This is a genomic window from Halapricum desulfuricans (assembly GCF_017094525.1).
Taxonomy (GTDB): Archaea; Halobacteriota; Halobacteria; order Halobacteriales; family Haloarculaceae; genus Halapricum; species Halapricum desulfuricans.
In genome coordinates this window covers 2,780,538-2,795,711 of the sequence record NZ_CP064788.1, presented here as the reverse complement: position 1 = coordinate 2,795,711, position 15,174 = coordinate 2,780,538, and the positions used below count along the sequence as shown (strand labels likewise).

17 protein-coding genes are annotated in these 15,174 nt (G+C 65.2%); 7 read left to right on the top strand and 10 right to left on the bottom strand.

The features are described 5' to 3' along the window. Positions 1 to 6: 6 nt before the first annotated feature. Entirely contained in the window at positions 7 to 1,059 is a 1,053-nt protein-coding gene (locus HSR122_RS14370) for an NAD(P)-dependent alcohol dehydrogenase (protein ID WP_394355577.1), read from the bottom strand. Positions 1,060 to 1,259: 200 nt separating this feature from the next. Between HSR122_RS14370 and HSR122_RS14365 the strand changes: the two genes are divergently transcribed. Continuing rightward, positions 1,260 to 2,123, top strand: a complete 864-nt coding sequence (locus HSR122_RS14365; protein ID WP_229112224.1) for a ZIP family metal transporter — start codon at positions 1,260 to 1,262, stop codon at positions 2,121 to 2,123. A 124-nt stretch (positions 2,124 to 2,247) separates the two neighbouring features. Here the strand turns inward: HSR122_RS14365 and HSR122_RS14360 are convergent, their stop codons facing one another. Then, positions 2,248 to 2,871, bottom strand: coding sequence for a TetR/AcrR family transcriptional regulator (locus HSR122_RS14360; protein WP_229110485.1), 624 nt, complete (start codon positions 2,869 to 2,871; stop codon positions 2,248 to 2,250). Between the two features lie 93 nt (positions 2,872 to 2,964). Between HSR122_RS14360 and HSR122_RS14355 the strand changes: the two genes are divergently transcribed. Further along, on the top strand, positions 2,965 to 3,306 hold the full coding sequence (locus HSR122_RS14355) for a thioredoxin family protein (RefSeq protein WP_229110484.1): 342 nt from the start codon (positions 2,965 to 2,967) through the stop codon (positions 3,304 to 3,306). Positions 3,307 to 3,332: 26 nt separating this feature from the next. Here the strand turns inward: HSR122_RS14355 and HSR122_RS14350 are convergent, their stop codons facing one another. The 4 genes from HSR122_RS14350 to HSR122_RS14335 all read right to left on the bottom strand — a co-directional run bounded on the left by HSR122_RS14350 (position 3,333) and on the right by HSR122_RS14335 (position 6,509). Further along, complete coding sequence (locus HSR122_RS14350) at positions 3,333 to 4,091, bottom strand: DUF7530 family protein (RefSeq protein ID WP_324254643.1); 759 nt, start codon at positions 4,089 to 4,091, stop codon at positions 3,333 to 3,335. Then, positions 4,088 to 4,978 (bottom strand): NAD(P)H-binding protein, encoded by an 891-nt coding sequence (locus HSR122_RS14345; RefSeq protein ID WP_229110483.1) that lies wholly within the window; start codon positions 4,976 to 4,978, stop codon positions 4,088 to 4,090. The genes HSR122_RS14350 and HSR122_RS14345 overlap by 4 nt, the downstream gene beginning before the upstream one ends. A gap of 72 nt (positions 4,979 to 5,050) precedes the next feature. Continuing rightward, positions 5,051 to 6,304 carry an MFS transporter gene (locus HSR122_RS14340; RefSeq protein ID WP_229110482.1) on the bottom strand — a complete coding sequence of 418 codons (1,254 nt, stop codon included), beginning with the start codon at positions 6,302 to 6,304 and terminating at the stop codon, positions 5,051 to 5,053. A 28-nt stretch (positions 6,305 to 6,332) separates the two neighbouring features. Further along, a complete protein-coding gene (locus HSR122_RS14335) occupies positions 6,333 to 6,509 on the bottom strand; it encodes a hypothetical protein (protein WP_229110481.1) in 177 nt (58 codons plus the stop codon). Positions 6,510 to 6,619: 110 nt separating this feature from the next. Between HSR122_RS14335 and HSR122_RS14330 the strand changes: the two genes are divergently transcribed. The 4 genes from HSR122_RS14330 (at position 6,620) to HSR122_RS14315 (ending at position 9,823) form a co-directional block, all read left to right on the top strand. Continuing rightward, positions 6,620 to 6,763 carry a hypothetical protein gene (locus tag HSR122_RS14330; protein WP_229110480.1) on the top strand — a complete coding sequence of 48 codons (144 nt, stop codon included), beginning with the start codon at positions 6,620 to 6,622 and terminating at the stop codon, positions 6,761 to 6,763. A gap of 113 nt (positions 6,764 to 6,876) precedes the next feature. Further along, positions 6,877 to 7,833 carry an L-lactate dehydrogenase gene (locus HSR122_RS14325; RefSeq protein WP_229110479.1) on the top strand — a complete coding sequence of 319 codons (957 nt, stop codon included), beginning with the start codon at positions 6,877 to 6,879 and terminating at the stop codon, positions 7,831 to 7,833. Positions 7,834 to 7,872: 39 nt separating this feature from the next. After that, on the top strand, positions 7,873 to 8,748 hold the full coding sequence (locus tag HSR122_RS14320; RefSeq protein WP_229110478.1) for a DMT family transporter: 876 nt from the start codon (positions 7,873 to 7,875) through the stop codon (positions 8,746 to 8,748). 46 nt (positions 8,749 to 8,794) lie between these two features. Continuing rightward, positions 8,795 to 9,823 carry an AIR synthase family protein gene (locus HSR122_RS14315; protein WP_229110477.1) on the top strand — a complete coding sequence of 343 codons (1,029 nt, stop codon included), beginning with the start codon at positions 8,795 to 8,797 and terminating at the stop codon, positions 9,821 to 9,823. Positions 9,824 to 9,856: 33 nt separating this feature from the next. Here the strand turns inward: HSR122_RS14315 and HSR122_RS14310 are convergent, their stop codons facing one another. The 4 genes from HSR122_RS14310 to HSR122_RS14295 all read right to left on the bottom strand — a co-directional run bounded on the left by HSR122_RS14310 (position 9,857) and on the right by HSR122_RS14295 (position 14,067). Continuing rightward, entirely contained in the window at positions 9,857 to 11,602 is a 1,746-nt protein-coding gene (locus HSR122_RS14310; RefSeq protein WP_229110476.1) for a sensor histidine kinase, read from the bottom strand. Positions 11,603 to 11,654: 52 nt separating this feature from the next. Continuing rightward, positions 11,655 to 12,914, bottom strand: a complete 1,260-nt coding sequence (locus HSR122_RS14305) for an ABC transporter substrate-binding protein (protein ID WP_229110475.1) — start codon at positions 12,912 to 12,914, stop codon at positions 11,655 to 11,657. 76 nt (positions 12,915 to 12,990) lie between these two features. Then, positions 12,991 to 13,137: a DUF7331 family protein gene (locus tag HSR122_RS14300; protein ID WP_229110474.1), complete on the bottom strand. Its 147-nt coding sequence runs from the start codon at positions 13,135 to 13,137 to the stop codon at positions 12,991 to 12,993. Positions 13,138 to 13,413: 276 nt separating this feature from the next. Continuing rightward, positions 13,414 to 14,067 carry a potassium channel family protein gene (locus HSR122_RS14295; RefSeq protein ID WP_229110473.1) on the bottom strand — a complete coding sequence of 218 codons (654 nt, stop codon included), beginning with the start codon at positions 14,065 to 14,067 and terminating at the stop codon, positions 13,414 to 13,416. A gap of 83 nt (positions 14,068 to 14,150) precedes the next feature. Here HSR122_RS14295 and rnz point away from each other — a divergent pair, with 83 nt between their 5' ends. After that, positions 14,151 to 15,077, top strand: coding sequence for a ribonuclease Z (rnz, locus tag HSR122_RS14290; protein WP_229110472.1), 927 nt, complete (start codon positions 14,151 to 14,153; stop codon positions 15,075 to 15,077). Positions 15,078 to 15,174: the final 97 nt, after the last annotated feature.

The window sequence follows — 15,174 nt, the reverse complement described above, 5'->3', positions numbered from 1 at the left end:
GGACGATCAGTCGAACCGGATCAGCGGCTTGATGATGTCGTCCTCTTTGGCCTCCATCATCTCGAAGGCATCCTGGATGTCCTCGAAGTCGAACTCGTGGGTCGTCATCTTCGTCGGATCGACTTTGCCCTGTTCGAGCAGCCGCAGCAGCCGCCGGATACGCAGGCGGCCGCCCGGACAGAGGTCGGTGACGATGTCGATCTCGGCCATCCCGACGCCCCACTCCTCGCGGGGGATGCGCCGGAACTCGCCGTCGCCGTGATAGCCGACGTTCGAGACCGTCCCGCCGGGCTTGGTGACCTTAATGCAGTCTTGGAGGGTCTGGTCGGCTCCGAGCGCCTCGATCGCGGCGTCGACGCCCTCGCCGTCGGTCAGGTCCATGATCTGCTCGACCGGGTCCCCGTCCTCGAAGTCGACGATGTCGGTGGCGCCGTACTCGCGAGCCAGTTCCTTCCGGTTTTTGACAGTCTCGACGGCGATGATCCGCCCGGCTCCCTGGAGTTCCGCGCCCTTCGTCGCCATCATGCCGACCGGGCCCTGCGCGAAGACCGCGACGGTCCCGCCCATCGGGATATCGGCGTTCTCCGCGCCGGCGAACCCTGTCGAGAGCATGTCGGCCGTGTAGACGGCCTCGTGGTCTGTGACGCCGTCGGGAATGTGCGCGAGGTTGCCGTCCGCGTCGTTGATGTGCGCGTACTCGGCGAACGTACCGTCCTTGACGTTGGCGAACTTCCAGCCGCCCAGCGCTCCGTTTGACTGTGAGGGGTGGCCGTCCTGTGCGGCCTCGGAGTTCCAGTCCGGTGTGATCGCGCCGACAGCCACGCGGTCGCCTGGCCCGAAGTCCTCGACGTCCTCGCCGACCTCGTCGACGACGCCGACGATCTCGTGACCCAGCGTGAGGTCCTCGCGCTCGCCGATCGCCCCGTGGACCGTGTGCGTGTCCGACGTGCAGACCAGCCCGACGGTCGGCTTCAGGATCGCGTCCATCGGCCCGGGCTCCGGGCGCTCTTTCTCGATAACGTCCGTCTCTCCGATCTCTTTCATGACGAATGCTTTCATTGCCATCCTTCCACACACGTCTTCGAGCGCAAGCGACAAATAACTAAGGTATGAGTAAATTCTTCTGCTATCTATGACATCGTCCCCCCGGGCGACCATTCCCCGCCCACCGGGTGGTTTCATACGGGAGAGGTGCGTACCCCGAACTGTATCGTGACCCGGGCATCAGAAATGGCGACACGACGCGAGGGACGACCGTGATCGTCGGAAGCGTCGCGACGCAGTTCGAAGCGGTCTTCGGGACGAATCCCGTCGTCCACGGGCTGGTGGGCGGGCTGTTCATCGCGACGCTGAACCTGATCGGGGCGTCGCTGGTGCTGGTCTGGCGCGACCCCAGCGAGCGGACGCTCGACGGTGCGCTCGGGTTCGCCGCAGGCGTGATGATGGCCGCGGCGTTCACCAGCCTCATCGTCCCCGGGATCGAGTTGACGCCCGACGCAGTCGGGTGGGCTGACGGACCGTTCCAGCCCGTGCCTGTCCTGTTCGGCATCCTGCTCGGGACGGTTGTCCTCGACAGGGGTGACGCGGTCGTTCCCCATGCCCACTATCTGCTGACTGGCCGCAAGCGCCGCGACGCCGCCGACCCGGACGAGTCGATCCCTTCTGTCGACGATCCCCGGGTGGCGTCGGTCGTCCTGTTCATCCTGGCGATCACGCTGCACAACATACCCGAGGGACTGGCAGTCGGGGTCGGGTTCGGCTCGGGGAACGTGAGGGACGCCCTGCCGCTGATGGTCGCGATCGGTATTCAGAACGTCCCCGAGGGACTGGCCGTCTCGATCGCGGCGATCAACGCCGGCCTCGACCGCCGAGCATACGCCGTATTCGCCGGCGTTCGGGCTGGCGTCGTCGAGATCCCGGTGGCGGTCGCCGGCGCGGCCGCGGTCGTCGTCTTCGAACCGCTCCTTCCCTACGCGATGGGATTCGCCGCCGGAGCGATGCTGTTCGTCATCAGCGACGAGATCGTCCCGGAGACCCACACCCGGGGCCACGAACGCGTCGCGACGCTCGGACTGATGGTCGGTGTCGTCCTGATGCTCTATCTCGACGTCGCGCTGGGCTGATACGGTCGGCTGTAAGTCTGTTCCGAATCGATCGCATCCGTTATGCGATCACACCGGTAAATCGTTACAACCGACCGTATGATGGAACAACGAGAGCGCCGCGAGGATCGCGACGGTCGAACGATCAGGCGCGGAGCGGTTCGAGCACCTGCTTGATCAGCGCGTCGTAGACGGTCGCGGCGACGTCCTCGCGCTCGGTGGTGACGTGGTGGACGCGTGCGCCCTTGATCGCGGCGAGGATGTGCGCCGCGGTCCGGTCGGGATCGACCGGTTCGAAGACACCCTGTTCGATGCCGTTCCGGATGATATCGGCGTAGAGTCCTCTGACGTACTCGTAATTGGCGGTGAACTGCTGTGCGAACGTCTCGTCGTGGGGGGCGTGCGACTGGATCTCGATTAGCATCGCGTGATACTCCCAGTGGTCGCTTGAGTCGCCGTCCCGGCCGTCGGGGCCGAACAGCTGGGCTTCCGTGAGTGCCCGCAGTCGCGCCTCGGGATCGCCTTTCGGACCGGTATCGACCTCCTCGATGAACTCCGCGAGCAGGTACGACAGCGTCTCGGCCAGCAGTTCGGCCTTCGTATCGAAGTGGTAGTGCAGCGCCGCCTTGCTCTTCTTGGACTCGTCGGCGATCGCCTGCATCGTCAGATCGGCGAAACCATGTTTGCACATCGCGTCCCGCGTCGCTTCGATCAGCTCCCGGCGTGTCTCGCTCAGCTCCCCCGCGGGGTCCCCGGTCGGTACGTCCATTCCTGACTAACCGATCAGTTAATGACAGAAAAGAATCTTCCGATTCAGACAGGATCGTAGCACTAAGGCTGCTCGGGCCCGTTTCAGCGAGTAATGAGTACACCGTTCAACGCGGAACAGCCGCCGGAGCGCCCGGTCGATCTGGCCGACGGCGACGAGCTCACGGCCTTTGTCGAGACCTACGATGACGTCCTCGTCGAGTTCTACACCGACGGCTGTGGCGTCTGTGCGTCGATGGAACCGGTACTGAGCGGCGTCGCCCGTTCGGGCGCCGTCGTCGGGACGATCAACCCCCGGGACGACCCGCCGCTGGTCGATGAATACCGGATCGCGAGCGTTCCCACCTTCGTGCGGTTCCGTGACGGCGAGCCGGTCGACCGCATCTCCGAGGGGTTCGTCCCCGGCGAGCAACTGCAGGCGTTCGCTCAGGGCTAAGCTCAGCAGCACCGAGAGTCCGGAGACTAGCGTGACTGCCGCAGTAACAGCACCGAGAGTCCGGAGACTAGCGTGACTGCCACGACGTGGCCCGCGACCAGCAGCGCCAGCAGCCGGTGGCCATCCAGAAACGGCAACAACACGAGCTGGACGGCCGCGAACCCGATCGTCACGAGGTCGGCCTCCATCAGCGCGGCTCTCGTCGGCCGGTCGAGCCGGTCGGCGAACAGGACTGAGCGCCACAGTCCGACGATACTGGCCCACCAGCCCGTGCCGATGCGATAGCAGACGTCCCACAGCACGAGCAGCGTAAACGCCACCGCCAGTACCGACGGCTCCGGCCCGAGCAGCGTCTCCAGTAGCGACGGGCCGGGTTGGCGCGGTTCGGCCACGAACAGGTAGGTGATCAGTCCGACGTAGGAGAACACGCCCAGTACGATCTCGATCCCCGTGCCGAACAGGGTGTGGGTGTACCATCCCGGAACGTCAAGATTCCGGATGCGGCGACCGAGCGTCAGCATGAGGACGCTCCCGGCCGAGACGACGGCGACGGCGGCCAGCCCCGCGGGCGCCGCCGTCCACCGGTCGGTGAGCGCCGCGATCACGATCACCCCGATCCCGAACAGGCCGAGCTGGATCGCCATCGCCTGCGTCCGGGAGAACTCCATGCCGGGGATCGAACCGACGATGCTCTCGTAGACCCACCGGTCCTCGCGGTAGATCGCTTCGGGGGGCGTATCCGCGTTCGTCGTCCCCGCGCTCGTCTCCGGACCGCCGTCACTCACGCCGACGCCTCCGCCAGCGCGCGCTCGACGGCCTCTCCGAACGGCATTCGATCGACCGTGACGTGCCGATCGATGCTGTCGTCGGTCACGACGACCGGGTTCTTCAGTCCGAGGATCAGCGGATGCGAGATCGACCTGGGCACGTCGGTCATGAGATCGACCCAGTAGGAGGAGAGTTTCGGCGACAGCACGGGGACCGGGACGACCAGCGGTCGCTTCCCCATCGCCTCGCCGGTTCGGACGAGCATCTCCTTGTAGGTCAGTACCTCCGGGCCGCCGATTTCGTAGGTCCCGCCGGCAGTCTCGGGAGCGTCGAGCACGCCGACGAGATACGAGACGACGTCCGCGATCCCGATGGGTTGACACTCGGTGTACACCCACCGCGGGGCGACCATGACGGGCAGTTTCGCGACCAGCTGGCGGACCATCCGGAAGCTGACGCTGCCCGAACCGACGATGATCGCCGCCCGCAGCGTCGTCAGATCGTAGCTCCCGCGAGCCAGCAACTGCTCGACCTCCTGGCGCGAGCGCAGGTGCGGTGAGAGGTCGTCGCCGGTCTCACCCAGGCCACCGAGATAGATCACCCGCTCGACGCCGGCCCCGCTGGCGGCCGCCGCGAAGTTGGTCGCGGCCGTCCGGTCGCGCTCCTCGAAGTCCCCGCCGGTCTGCAGGGAGTGAACCAGATAGTAGGCCGCATCGACGCCGTCGAGGTCGCCGGCCAGCGTCTCCGGCTCCAGCAGGTCGCCCTCGACGACCTCGACGCCGTCGGGCGGGTCGTAGCGGTCGGCATCGCGGGTCATCGCGACGACGTCGTGGTCAGCATCGAGCAGGGCCGGAACGAGATGGCTGCCGACGAATCCCGTTGCCCCGGTGACGAGTACGCGCATACCTCCTAGAGTGGGCCGGAGCGCAAAAAGCCGCCGGGCGGTCATACCGGTGAATCGGGGCAGCGGTCACCATCACGCCGGATCCCACCGATATAGTGCCAGCGCGAATCCGCCCCCGAGCGCCGGAAACACCGCGAGTACGAGGAACGTCCCGCCCATACCGAGCGTCGAGAGGAGATAGCCGGCGATCGTCGCCCCGGTCGCGCCGACGCCGAACGACACCAGGTACGTGTATCCGTACGAGAGGCCCCGGCCGTCCGGCGGCGTGTACGTGGCGACGGTCGCCTGATAGAGCGGCTGGAGCGCGAACAGGAACAGGCCGAGCAGGACGCTCACCGCGAGCAGCGGAACCGGTCCGATCCGGGCGGCGGGGACGAACGCGACGGCGACAGCGACGAGCGCTCCGAACGCGCCGGCGATGCCGAGCGTCGGCGAGACGCGATCGGAGAGTTTCCCGCCGGCGTACTGGCCGGCGATGCCGACCGTCAGCAGGCCGGCGTACACCAGCGATGCGGTGTCGAGTTCCGCGGCCAGTACGCTGTCGGACCCGACGACGCCGAGGAGTTCGTCGATCGGCGGCAGGAAGTCCCCGAGCGTCTCCGGCAGGAAGGTCAGCGTCCCGCGGTAGAACAGTCCGTTTGCCATCACGACCGCGAGCGCCAGCACGAAGCCGGCGGTGAACAGCGTCCTGCTGTCGGCGAGTACGGACGACGGCGAGACTGCGCGACCCGGCCCGTCGGCGTTGGACTCGCGGACGTCCGCATCGACGGCGGCCATCTCGTCGAACTCGACGACAAGGGCGTATCCAGCGACGGCGACCGCCGGCACGACGAGCAGTCGGACGACGGTCTGCCAGTCGAGCGCCACCAGAAGCAGCGCCGAGACGAGTGGCCCGAGCGCGATCCCGGCGTTGCCGGCCATCCCGTGGTAGGCGAAGGCCGTCCCGCGGTTCTCGACGCCGGTCGACAGCAGTGACAGGGCGGCGGGGTGGTAGACGCTCGCGGCCACGCCCCAGCCGGCCAGCGCGAGTGCGACGGCGACCAGCCCGTTCGCGAAACTCAGCGCCAGAAACGACAGTCCCATCCCGGCGAGGCCGCCGGCGACGAGCCGGCGCGAGCCGAACCGATCGGCCAACACGCCGCCGGGCAGCGCACCGATCCCGAACAGGGCGTACCCTCCTGTGACCGCCAGTCCGAGCTGTGCCGTCGTCGCGTCGAACGCCTGCAACCAGACGACGACGAAGATCGGGATCGACAGCTCGTAGGTGTGGACGAGCGCGTGGGCCGAACTCGCGAACGCGACGATTGATCGCTCGTTTCCGTCCATTCGATCAGTCCGTGGGTGCCAGCGGCCTTTATTCCGTCGCGTTCTGCTTTTGATGGCTGATCCGTTCGGCGACGACCGACGGCACGGTCGTCCCACAGGTCCGACACTGCCAGTCCGGGCGGATCGTCCCAGTGCTTTTCTGGATGTCCTTTTCGTTGTCCAGCTGAGTCCCACACCCGTCACAGGTGTACGTCGTTCGGGTCATACTCGGGATTTCGAGACCGAGACCCCTTGACGTTTCGGCCGACCCGACCGACTCCAGAAATCTTTACTCACTTCCGAAAGAATATATACGAGTGGTACGTACGAACTGATATGTCCCTCAGTACCGAGGCAATGACGGCCTGTCCGGTGTGTGGCAGCTGCGACCGAGAGACGACCGCCCGCGAACGCGTGCCGGGCGGGACCGACTGGCGGTACTTCGAGTGCAACCGCTGTGGCAACGAGTGGCGGTCGTAGGACGAACCGCATCGTCGGACGAACAGACGTTCGAGTACTCGTGACCGCCGGCCGTGAACGGCTGTCCACTGTCCGCAACTTTATGTCTGCGTGCCCGAAAGAAGCCAACAGGAATGACCACCAGCATCAAGGGCAAGGTCGCCATCGTCGGAGCCGGGAACGTCGGCGCGACGACGGCGTTCGCATTGATGAACAGCGGCACCGTCTCGGAGATCGCGCTGATCGACATCAACCGCGAGAAAGCCGAGGGCGAGGCGATGGACCTCTCCCATGGCGGGGCGTTCGTCGAACCGGTCGACGTCTACGTCGGCGACTACGAGGACTGCTGGGACGCCGACGTGGTCGTGATCACTGCGGGCGCGAGCCAGAAGCCGGGCGAGAGCCGCATGGAACTGCTCGAGCGCAACGTGAGTATTTTCGAGGACATGGTCCCCCAGATCACCGAGCGGATCGACCCCGAGACGGTGTTGCTGGTCGTCACCAATCCCGTCGACATTCTCTCGTATGTCACCTGGGAGGTCTCGAACCTGCCCCACGAGCGGATCATCGGCTCGGGGACGGTGCTTGACACCGCCCGGTTCAAGCAGGTCCTCAGCCAGCACTGTGACGTCGCCGCCCAGAACGTCCACGCCTACGTCATCGGCGAGCACGGCGACAGCGAAGTGCCGGTCTGGAGCAGCGCTCACCTCGCAGGGATGCCCTTTGACGACTTCTGTTCGGCCTGTCTGCGAGATTGCGGTCCGGACATCAAAGACGAGCTGTCGGAGAAAATCGCGGGTGCCGCCTACGAAATTATCGACAAGAAGGGCGCGACTAACTACGCGGTCGCGCTCGCGACGGCCGAGATCATCGACGCGATCGTCCGCGACGAGGACACGATCCTGACGGTCTCGACGCTCATGCAGGGCCAGCACGGCCTCGACGACGTGTACCTCAGTCTGCCCAGCGTCGTCAACCGCCGCGGCGTCCGGCAGGTGCTGGAGTACGATCTGACCGACGAGGAACACGAGCAACTCCACGCCTCGGCCGAGACGCTCCAGGAGCGACTCGACGAACTCGATCTGCGGTAGGAACGAACGCCTCTTGGTGTCGGGTCGAATAGTCGCGCTGTGAACCTCGGACTCGGCTACGCGATCGCGTCGGCGCTGTTGCTCGGCGCGTATCTCTACGCGATCAAACGGTACTTCTCGCCGTACCCCTCGCCGGTGTACCTCGTGCTCGTCGAAGGGGCGGCGTTCCTCTGGTATCTGCCGGTCGCCGCGTGTACCGTCGATGGCGACTATCTCCCGGCCAGTGCCGATCTGTGGCTGTTCACGGTCGTCTTCGGGGTCTCGGCGATGACCGGGCTGGCCCTGCTGTCGTTTCTGGCAGCGCTCCGGCGCGGCGCGGTCTCGTACGTCGCCCCGATCAGCAAGATCGTTCCCGTGTTCGTCCTGCCGCTGGAGATCCTCCTGCTTGGCCAACACTTGACCCCACTGCAAGTCACGGGCGTCCTCGTCGCGACGGCCGCCGTCTACGTCGCCAACTACCAGCCCGGCGAGCTCCTCGAACCGTTCCGGCGGGCCGCGACGACGACCGCCGCCCAGCTGGCGCTGGCCAGTGCCGCCGCGTTCGGCGTCGTCGACGTGGGCAAGCGCTACCTGATGCAGGAGCTCTCGCTCCCGCCACAGACGTTTCTCCCGGTGATGTTTTTCATCGTCACGCTGTTTGTCGCGCCGCTTGCGGCTCGTGCGTCCTGGCCGGCCGAGACACGACGGGACCTGCCGAAGTTCGCCGCCGCGGGGTTGCTCGTCGCCGTCGCCAACCACCTCGTGTTGCTCGCCTTTCAGCTGTTGCCCGCCAGCATCGGGTCGCCGATCGTCAACACTCAGGCCGTCGTGGCCGTCCTGCTCGGCGGGATCCTCCTGAACGAGGATGCCTTCCGGATCCGGCTGGTCGCCGCAGGGCTGGCCGTCGCCGGTATCACGCTGATCACGATCGGCTAGCACCGAACCAGCAAGCCTTACTACCACGGGGCGATACCAACCAGTAATGAGCGACCCCGAGCTCGGCAAGGCGGATCGGGAGTTCTTCGACCAGTACATCTATCCGCGGCTGGGGGCCGACCGCGAGGACGTGACGCTCGGGCCAAGCCACGGCGTCGACTTCGGCGTCGTCGAGATCGGCGAGCAGGCGCTGGCGATGGCGACCGATCCCGTGTTCGTCATGCCCGCCGTCGGGTTCGAGCGGGCGGCGTGGTTCGCGTTTCACGTCCTGCTCAGCGACGTCGCCGTCTCGGGGCTGGAGCCGGCGTATCTCAGCGTCGACTTCAACCTCCCGCCCGAGATCACTGACGATGAGTTCGAGACGGTCTGGGGGACTTTCGATCGGGAGGCGCGCGAGCTGGGCGTGTCGATCGTGACCGGTCACACTGCCCGCTACGCTGGCTGTAACTACCCGATGGTCGGCGGCGGGACGTCGATGGCCGTCGGCGATCCGGACGACCTCGTCCGCCCGAACGGCGCGAACGTTGGCGACCGCGTGATCGTCACGAAAGGCCCTGCAATCGAGACGACGGGCCTGCTGTCGATTCAGTTCGAGTCGCTGCTGGCGGGCGAGCTCCCGGAGTCGACGATCGAAGACGCCCAGGATCGCTTTTACGACATGAGCCCGGTCCGGGACGCGCTGGTAGCGGCCGCGGCCGGACCGGTGACGGCGATGCACGACGCGACCGAGGGAGGCATCTACGGCGGGCTCTTCGAGATGGCGCGCGCCGCCGACGTGGGGATCGAGATCGAGCGCGACCGCGTGCCGGTCCAGCCCGGCGTCCGCGAGGCCTGCGAGTTCTTCGGGGTCGATCCCTGGATCTCCATCAGCGAGGGAACGCTGCTGGCGACAGTCGACCCTGACGGTGTCGGGGACGTGCTCGAGGCCCTCGAACGCGAGGGGATCCCCGCGGCCGATGTCGGTGAGGTCGTCACCGGATCGGGGCTGACCGTCGACGGCGAAGCCGTCGATCACCCCGGCAAGGACCCGTTCTGGGCGGCCTTCGAGGAACACATGGCGGAACTGCAGTCCTGATACTGGCAGATCGTGACGTCTATTCCGTATCAACTAGCGGTGCTCGCGAACGCGTGCGCCCGTGACCTCGAACCTCGCTCCGCCAGTCTCGCTCTCAGTGACGCTGACCCGCCATCCGTGGGCGTTAGCGATCGTCTGGACGATCCAGAGCCCGTAGCCGGTTCCAGAATCGTCGGTCGTGTAGCCGGGCTTGAATACTTTCGATTGTTGCCCCTCGTCGAAGCCGGACCCGTCGTCGGCGACGAAAAAGCCGGACTCATTGGCGGTCGAATCCCTCGTCGTCGTCGGCATCGCCTCGATCGAGCCGACCGAGATAGTCACCTCGTCTCCCGCATAGGCGTTTGCGTTACCGAACAGGTTCTCGAGGAGTTGTTGTAATCGCTCACGACTCGCTTTGACCTCGAAGTGGCCGGTCGTCTGTAACGTCATTCCCGGCGCGTCGATCGTTGCCCAGGCATCGCGGGCGACCTGGCTGACGTCCACCCATTCTTTCTCCCCGATGGGCTGTCCGGCTCGTGCCAGCGACAGTATATCGTCGATGAGTGTTTCCATCCGAGTGTGAGCCTGCTGAATGGCATCGAAGTGGGGCGCTGCGGTCGGGTTCGTGTACTCGTCTTCGAGCAGTGTGATCCGTCCCCGAGCGACGGTAAGCGGGTTTCGCAGGTCGTGTGCGACGATCGTCGCGAAGTCCTCGAGTTGGTCTTTTTGCCGTTGGAGTTCTCGCTCGCGGTCGCGTTGCTGAGCCAGATCACCCTCGAGATCCGACAGCACGGCCCCGTACTCGCCCGGCCGGTCGGTATCGATGTCGTAATCGAGTTCGCCAGCCCGTAGGTTCTCGCTGGCGTCTCTGATTTCATCGAAACTCGCGGTGAGCTGTGTGATGCTCTCGTCGATGTTGTGCATAATCTCCCCGTACGTGCCGGGGTAGTCGGTGTCGATTTCGTGGTCGAGATCGCCCTGCTGAAGGTGCTGGCTGATGGCGTCAAGCTCGGCGAACACGCCTTCGAGATTTGTCCGCATCTCGCCGAACGCTTCGACCATCCGTCCGATTTCGTCGTCCGCGTGATACTCGTCGATCTCGGTACTGAAGTCACCCTCGCTGATCGAGATCGCGGACGCCGAGAGCTGGTTGACTGGCTCTGTGAGTCGGTTGGAGACGAACAAGCCAATGAGGATCGCGGCTCCGAACGCACCCGCGCTCAACAACAGGACGAGTCGTTGTGTCGTCTCGGCCGTATCGGCGACTTGGGTCGTAGCTTGCCGTTTGTTTTCGAGAGCAAGTCCCTGAAGTGAATACGCCATACCGCGCATCTCGACGGACAGCGGATCGAGTTGCGTTTCGATGATGGTGTTAGCCCGGTCGATATCGCCGGCTTGTGTCGCGTTGAATACTTCCCGGGAAAGTCTCGTGTACTGCGCGTGTTTGGCCTCGAGCGCTGTGAACAGCTGCCGTTGTTCGCCATCCAGTCGCTCGACATTCATCTCGTCGGCCCACCGATCGAAGTTTGACGCGGCAGTTTCAAACTCCTCTCTTGCTCCTGGCTCCCCCGCAATGTCGGCATAGATTGCGACCTGTTCCTGCTCGATGGCGATCAGGAGCTCTTTGGTCGTATCGACAGTTTCGGCATTCGTATTGATTGCGTTAGAATTATCGTACACCGTCGAAACGGCGACAAACCCGACTACGCCGGTCGCGGCAACGAGCAACGCCGTGAGAGCAAACGCCAGGATCACCTTCCGCTTGAGATTCCATCCGTGGGGCGTGAGTGTATCGAACATTGCTGGAGCAGTCGCCAGGTGACTGTCCTGTTCACTCGCCACCCATACATAATTATCCTCTTTCGGATAGTTGTTCAGCGGTGTAGGTGGTGACGGTCTGCCAGGAGCCATCAACGACCTGATTGATCGCGAACGAACCGAGCGGATCGCCGTACTCGTTGAAGTTCTGTGGGGTCGCGGCACCGACGTAGTTGATCGGCTCGTCGGCCTCAAGCGCCGCTTTCCCGGCTGCAAACGTCGAAACCTCTGTTCCCGGTGGGTTCCCGATCTTCCGGAGATGGTCCGGGACGGCACGCCGGTTTGGCTCGCCTTCCGTGACGAACGCGAGTGCAATGAGATTCATCGCATCGTACGCCGCCGCCGCGAATATGCCGGGGGGCGTGCCGTGGATCGCGTCGTATCGCTCGGTGAAAGCATCGATGGCTGGACCAGGAGCCGGCGTCTGTCCCACCATCCCCTCCATTGTGTCAGCCCCCATCTCATCGATAAACGCCGACGTCAGGACGTCGTTACCGAGCAAGATCGCGAAGTCGTCGTCCGCGCCAAGCGAGACGTAGTCGCGAATGAACTGGCCGGTGATCGTGGTACCGGCAGTGAGAGACACCACACTGGCTCCCGCGTCCTGAATCGTTCGGACAGCCGACCGGTAATCGGTGGCGTTCGGGTTGAGCTCGACTTCAGTTACGACGTCGCCACCGAGCGAAGAGAAGTACTCCCCGGAGGCCTTCGAGAAGCTGTAGGACCCTTTGCTATCTCTGTATGCTAGTGCCATCCGTCGCCAGCCTGGTTCCTGATATGCGAATCGAGCCTGTGCGCGAGCGCCGACTGTGTCCGATGGAACTGTTCGCCAGATGTACGTCCCGCCGATGTTGTCGAGTTGCGTCGTCCCCGATACCGGCGAGACGAACGACAGACGAGCAGTGAGCGCGGGCCGGAAAAGGCTCGCCGCCACGACACTCGATGGGCCGACCATCGTCTCGACGCCCGCGTCGTCGAGTGAGCGGAAGCCAGCGATCGCCGTCTCAGGATCGGTTTCCGTGTCTCGCTCGACGATCTCGACGGTCCTGCCGTCGATCGTGGCCCGGTTGACGCCGCCGTTGCCCGCGAGCGCGGTCCGGATACCGCGTCGTGAGTTGGGGCCGATCCACCCGAGGCCACCACTAAACGGGGACAGGTTGCCGACACGGATCGGACCGGAGTCAGTCCCGACCCCAAGACACCCAGCTGCTCCGACCCCCACGATCGGACTAACTCCCTTGAGGTACGCCCGACGCCCGAGCCGCGGCTTCGGGCCGCCTGCCCGCTCGTCCATAAGCAACACTCGAGTAAATAAGATTTAAACCCTTCGTGTGTAGCGTCGTTACCGGACTTCAGTCGTGTGGAGGATGTCAAGTCCCGATGTCGACGGCATAGTCCGACTGGACCCACGCGTCCGGGTTGTCCCGGTCGTAGATCACCGTCTCGCCGCTGCCGGTCTCGATTGCGGCGTACCGTCCGTCCGCGTCCGCGTCGGTCATCGGTTTGTCCGTGGTCATGGGTGGGTCGAGTGTGATGGATGATACCACCACACACGTACTAGATACTCCGCGGCGCGGGATCATAATCGTTGGGGTACGGAACAATCTCCCGATCGAAACCATCCGAGAAACGAGATATCGGGCCGCTGGCCGGGGGTCTTGCGCTCGTCTGACGTGAATTTATGGGCGAGCGAACACACCGGCCGCATGGGCGCGCACAACGGCTTCGGTATGCCTCCCATCCTCATCGCGCGCCCGGGCACCCACTACCACCCCTCTCGTTTCCCTTTCTGTTCACGCGCCCAGCGTCGCCCTGATGGCCTCGAGCGAGTCCGGATCGGTGGTGACCGCGACAGTGTCGCCAGCCTCGATCGTCGTGTCGGGCAGCGGGATCGACATCGGTTCGTTCCGTCGTCCGTGCGCGTAGATGCGCGCGTCGCCGGGCAACTCGACCTCGACGACGCGCTTGCTGACCACGTCCGCGCCGTCCGGAACGTCGATGGTCGCGACCGACAGTCGCTCGGTCAGGTCCGCCAGCACGTTGAAGTCACCGCCGAGCAGGGCCGTCTTGGCACCGGCCGCGCCCAGTCGCTCGGGATAGACGACCTCGTCGACCTCGCTGGCGTAGGCCTCGTAGATCTCCTCGCGGTAGTCCGCGTCGATCCGCATGACTGTGCGCGCGCCGTGATGTTTGCCGATCATGCACGCCGAGAAGTTGACGTTGAGGTCGTCGGTCAGCGCCGCGATCGCGTCGGCCGTCTCGATGCCCGCCTCCTCTAGCAGCGACTCGTCGTCGCCGCTGCCCTGCAGTGCGGTGAACCCCTCCTCGCTGGCACGCTCGACTTTTTCCGGGTCGCTGTCGATGACTGTGACCTCGTGGTTCTCGCTGCTGAGAATCCGCGCGGTGCGGATGCCCACCCGGCCGAAGCCGACGATGACGAACTTCATGCGTGTGTCATACACAACCACAGGTAAAAACACTGCGGCGATCCGAAGGGGGTTTACTCGCGGACCTGTGAGTGGCCGACGAGATGCGCGTGACGTTCCTGGGGACCAGCGGGGCCGTGCCGACGACCGAGCGCAACCCCTCGGCTGTGCTGTTGCGCAGGGAGGGCGAGCGGTTCCTGTTCGACTGCGGCGAGGGGACCCAGCGCCAGATGATGCGCTTCTCGACCGGGTTCGACGTCTCGCACATCTTCGTCACGCACCTGCACGGCGATCACGTCCTCGGAATCCCCGGGCTGTTGCAGACGCTGGACTTCAACGATCGGACCGACCCGCTGGCGATTCACGCGCCCCACGGGACCCGCAGTCACCTCGAACAGCTGATCGAGGCGACCGGCGAACGGCCGACCTATCCCCTCCGGATCCATCAGGTCGCTCCCGGCGACGCGGTGCTGGACCGCGAGGCCTACACCGTCGAGGCCTTCGAGACCGACCACCGCACGAAGTCGGTCGGGTACGTCCTGATCGAGGGCGACCGAAAGGGCCGGTTCGACCGCGAAAAGGCGGAAGACGAACTCGGTATCCCGCCGGGACCGAAGTACTCGAAACTGCACGCCGGCGAGCCGGTCGAACACGACGGCCGGACGATCCGGCCCGAGGAAGTCGTCGGCCCGCCCCGCCCGGGTCGGCGGGTGGTCTACACGGGCGACACGAGCCCGACGGCCGCGACGGTCGAGGCCGCCGACGACGCGGACCTGCTGATCCACGATGCGACCTTCGGCGAGGACCACCGCGACCGGGCCGGACAGACCGGTCACACGACCGCGAAGCAGGCCGCAGAGCTGGCCAACCGGGCCGGGGCGAAACGGCTGGCGCTGACACACATCTCGACGCGCTACGCGGGACGGGGCGGACAGCTCGAAGACGAGGCTCGGGCGGTATTCGAGGGCGAACGCGCGTTCGTCGCCGAGGACGGACGGGCGATCGACGTCCCGTTCCCGAATGAGGGATAGCCCACGGCCTCGATTCCCGCGAACCCGAACGATTAGGTACGATCGATCCGTACGGCGGGCAAGTTGTGAGGGGAACTGACACTCGATGCGATCGTCG

Bases quoted from the DNA above. Each gene is read 5' to 3' on its own strand.
- HSR122_RS14370 (WP_394355577.1), bottom strand. From the start codon at position 1,059: ATGAAAGCATTCGTCATGAAAGAGATCGGAGAGACGGACGTTATCGAG.
- HSR122_RS14335 (WP_229110481.1), bottom strand. From the start codon at position 6,509: ATGACCCGAACGACGTACACCTGTGACGGGTGTGGGACTCAGCTGGAC.
- rnz (WP_229110472.1), top strand. From the start codon at position 14,151: ATGCGCGTGACGTTCCTGGGGACCAGCGGGGCCGTGCCGACGACCGAG.
- HSR122_RS14360 (WP_229110485.1), bottom strand. From the start codon at position 2,871: ATGGACGTACCGACCGGGGACCCCGCGGGGGAGCTGAGCGAGACACGC.
- HSR122_RS14310 (WP_229110476.1), bottom strand. From the start codon at position 11,602: ATGTTCGATACACTCACGCCCCACGGATGGAATCTCAAGCGGAAGGTG.
- HSR122_RS14325 (WP_229110479.1), top strand. From the start codon at position 6,877: ATGACCACCAGCATCAAGGGCAAGGTCGCCATCGTCGGAGCCGGGAAC.
- HSR122_RS14305 (WP_229110475.1), bottom strand. From the start codon at position 12,914: ATGGACGAGCGGGCAGGCGGCCCGAAGCCGCGGCTCGGGCGTCGGGCG.
- HSR122_RS14340 (WP_229110482.1), bottom strand. From the start codon at position 6,304: ATGGACGGAAACGAGCGATCAATCGTCGCGTTCGCGAGTTCGGCCCAC.
- HSR122_RS14345 (WP_229110483.1), bottom strand. From the start codon at position 4,978: ATGCGCGTACTCGTCACCGGGGCAACGGGATTCGTCGGCAGCCATCTC.
- HSR122_RS14355 (WP_229110484.1), top strand. From the start codon at position 2,965: ATGAGTACACCGTTCAACGCGGAACAGCCGCCGGAGCGCCCGGTCGAT.
- HSR122_RS14330 (WP_229110480.1), top strand. From the start codon at position 6,620: ATGTCCCTCAGTACCGAGGCAATGACGGCCTGTCCGGTGTGTGGCAGC.
- HSR122_RS14300 (WP_229110474.1), bottom strand. From the start codon at position 13,137: ATGACCACGGACAAACCGATGACCGACGCGGACGCGGACGGACGGTAC.
- HSR122_RS14315 (WP_229110477.1), top strand. From the start codon at position 8,795: ATGAGCGACCCCGAGCTCGGCAAGGCGGATCGGGAGTTCTTCGACCAG.
- HSR122_RS14295 (WP_229110473.1), bottom strand. From the start codon at position 14,067: ATGAAGTTCGTCATCGTCGGCTTCGGCCGGGTGGGCATCCGCACCGCG.